Source organism: Streptomyces sp. WAC05292, from assembly GCF_003949955.1.
Lineage (GTDB): Bacteria > Actinomycetota > Actinomycetes > Streptomycetales > Streptomycetaceae > Streptomyces > Streptomyces globosus.
Genome location: NZ_RPSE01000612.1, coordinates 1 through 2,432 on the forward strand (window position 1 = coordinate 1; position 2,432 = coordinate 2,432).

General features: G+C 78.8%; 2 protein-coding genes and 1 riboswitch. Both genes read left to right on the forward strand.

Annotated features, from left to right (window positions below; translation table 11 throughout):
* Positions 1–101 precede the first annotated feature (101 nt).
* Positions 102–183, forward strand: a riboswitch (cobalamin riboswitch).
* A gap of 125 nt (positions 184–308) precedes the next feature.
* Positions 309–1,562 (forward strand): prenyltransferase/squalene oxidase repeat-containing protein, encoded by a 1,254-nt coding sequence (locus EF903_RS31630; RefSeq protein WP_125548408.1) that lies wholly within the window; start codon positions 309–311, stop codon positions 1,560–1,562.
* Positions 1,562–2,266 (forward strand): SCO2322 family protein, encoded by a 705-nt coding sequence (locus tag EF903_RS31635; RefSeq protein ID WP_125548409.1) that lies wholly within the window; start codon positions 1,562–1,564, stop codon positions 2,264–2,266. The genes EF903_RS31630 and EF903_RS31635 overlap by 1 nt, the downstream gene beginning before the upstream one ends.
* Positions 2,267–2,432 lie beyond the last annotated feature (166 nt).

Here is a 2,432-nt window from a genome sequence, read left to right on the forward strand (position 1 = left end):
GTGTTTCAGAGCCGTGCGGCAGGGGGCGCGGACGGCCGTCTCCTCCCTCCCCCCGCAGTACCGGCCGGTACAGTAAGGGCCGTCGTCCACCCTCCGTACGGGGGAAAGCCGGTGCGATTCCGGCGCTGACCCGCAACCGTGACCCGCCCAGGCAGCCCCTGCCGGGCGGCAGCCGGAACGCCCCGTACCGAGGTGCGCGGCTCGCGCCGCCGGATCCCCCGGCGGCCGGCACCGTCGAGGAATACGGAGCCGGAGCCGGTGCCCCCGCACCCTGCCTCCGGCCCCCCTGCAGGAGAGGCACCGCCCCCATGAACGTCCGCCGCAGCGCAGCCGCGCTCGCCGCCTCCGCCGTGCTGTGCGTCGGCGCCGCCCCCGCAGCCCTCGCCGCGCCGGCCACGCCGTCGCCGTCGGCCCCGCCCGTCGTCCCGTCGGGCCTGTACGGCAAGAACGACCCCACCTACGACGGGGTGTGGCGGCAGTCGATCGCGCTGCTCGCCCAGCACACCGTCGGTGTGAAGCCCGCCAAGGAGGCGGTGGCCTGGCTGGCCGGCCAGCAGTGCGCGAACGGCGGGTTCGCCTCGTTCCGCGCCGACGCCTCCGCGGCGTGCGGCGAGCAGACCGTGTACGACACGAACGCCACCGCGGTGGCCGTGCAGGCGCTGAAGGCCCTCGGCGGGCAGGACGCCGCGGCGAAGAAGGGCGCGGACTGGCTGAAGTCCGTCCAGAACGAGGACGGCGGCTGGGCGTACGTCCCCGGCTCGCCGAGCGAGGCCAGCTCCACCGCCGTCGTCATCAGCGCCCTCGCCGCCGCCGGCGAGAAGCCGGCCGAGGTGAAGTCGAAGGCCGGCAAGTCCGCGTACGACGGCCTGCTCGCCTTCCGCCTGCCCTGCTCCGCCGAGCCCGCCGCGGACCGCGGCGCGTTCGCCTACCAGCCGGTGGACGGCAAGCTCCTCGCGAACGCCGACGCGACGGCCGCCGCGACGCTGGCCGCCCTCGGCAAGGGCATCGTGGTCGCCCCGGCCGCGAAGGACACCCCGGCGGGCACCGGGTGCACGGACGGCGCCGCCCCCGAGGCCGCCGCGGAGGCAGCCGCCGGGCACCTGGCCGCCGCGCTGCAGAAGGACGGCCACCTCACCGCCGTCGCCCCCGGCGCCGACCAGCCGGCCCCCGACACCGGCAACACCGCCGACGCCGTCCTCGCGCTGGTCGCGGCCGGCCACAAGCAGTCCGCCGCCGGCGCGGTGGAGTGGCTGAAGGGCAACTCCGCCGACTGGGCCAAGGGCAGCCCGGCCGCCCTCGGCACCCTCGTCCTCGTCGCGCACGCCACGGGCACCGACCCGAAGTCGTTCGGCGGGACGGACCTGGTGACGGCCCTGAACGCGACGGGCCCCGCCCCGCAGGCCGCCGCAGGCTCCGCGACGGACGAGCCCGCGAAGAAGGACGACGGCGGCGAGGAGTCCGGCAGCGGCCAGAACGTCTGGTGGATGATCGCCGTCGGCGCGGCCGCGGGCATGGGCATCGGCATCCTGCTGAGCGGCCGCCGGAAGAAGAACCAGCTCTGATGCGCCGCGGCCTGACCCCCCTCCGCCGTGCCGCCGCCGCGGCCGCGGCGGCGGTCCTGCTGCCCCTGCCGGCCCTGCTCGCGGCCTCCGCCCCCGCCCATGCGGCGGGCTACCGCTACTGGTCGTACTGGGACGGCGCCGCCGGCGGGTGGACGTACGCCCAGGTCGGGCCCTCCATGGCCCGCCCCGCGGACGGCTCCGTGCAGGGCTTCCGCTTCGCGGTCAGCGCGGACGCGGCGGCGCAGGCCGCCCAGCCCCGCACCCCGGCCGACTTCGCGGCCGTCTGCGCGGGCACACCGGCCGCGGAGGGCAGCAAGCGCATAGCCGTCGTCGTCGACTTCGGCGTCGCCGCGGACGCGCCCGCGGGCGAGGCACCGCCGCAGGACGCCCCGCGCACCGCCTGCGCCCGGGTCGCCCCGGACGCCAGCGCCGCGGAGGCGCTGGCCGCGGTGGCCAAGCCGCTGCGCTACGACGGGTCGGCGATGCTGTGTGCGATCTCCGGCTACCCGCGGCAGGGCTGCGGCGAGCAGGTCGCCGGGGAGCCCGGCCCGGCGACCGCGCCGACCGGGGCGGGCGGCACCGCCGCCGCGGAACCGGAGTCCGGCTCCGGCGGCAGCGGCTGGTCCGGCCCGCTGGCGGGCGCCGCGGCGCTCGCAGCGGTCGCCGGCGCAGCGCTCTGGCAGTCCCGCCGCCGCTCCCGATGACACCCCTCCCGAAGGCGGACGCCGGGGACCCGGGCGCCGACAAGGCGGGCGCCGAGAAGCCGGGCGCCGGGAGTCCGGGCCGTGCGGGCCTCGCCGCGGGCGGGCCGGTCCCCGGCCCCCGGCACACCGGCCGCGGCGAGGCCCGCACGGCCCGGACTCCCGGCGC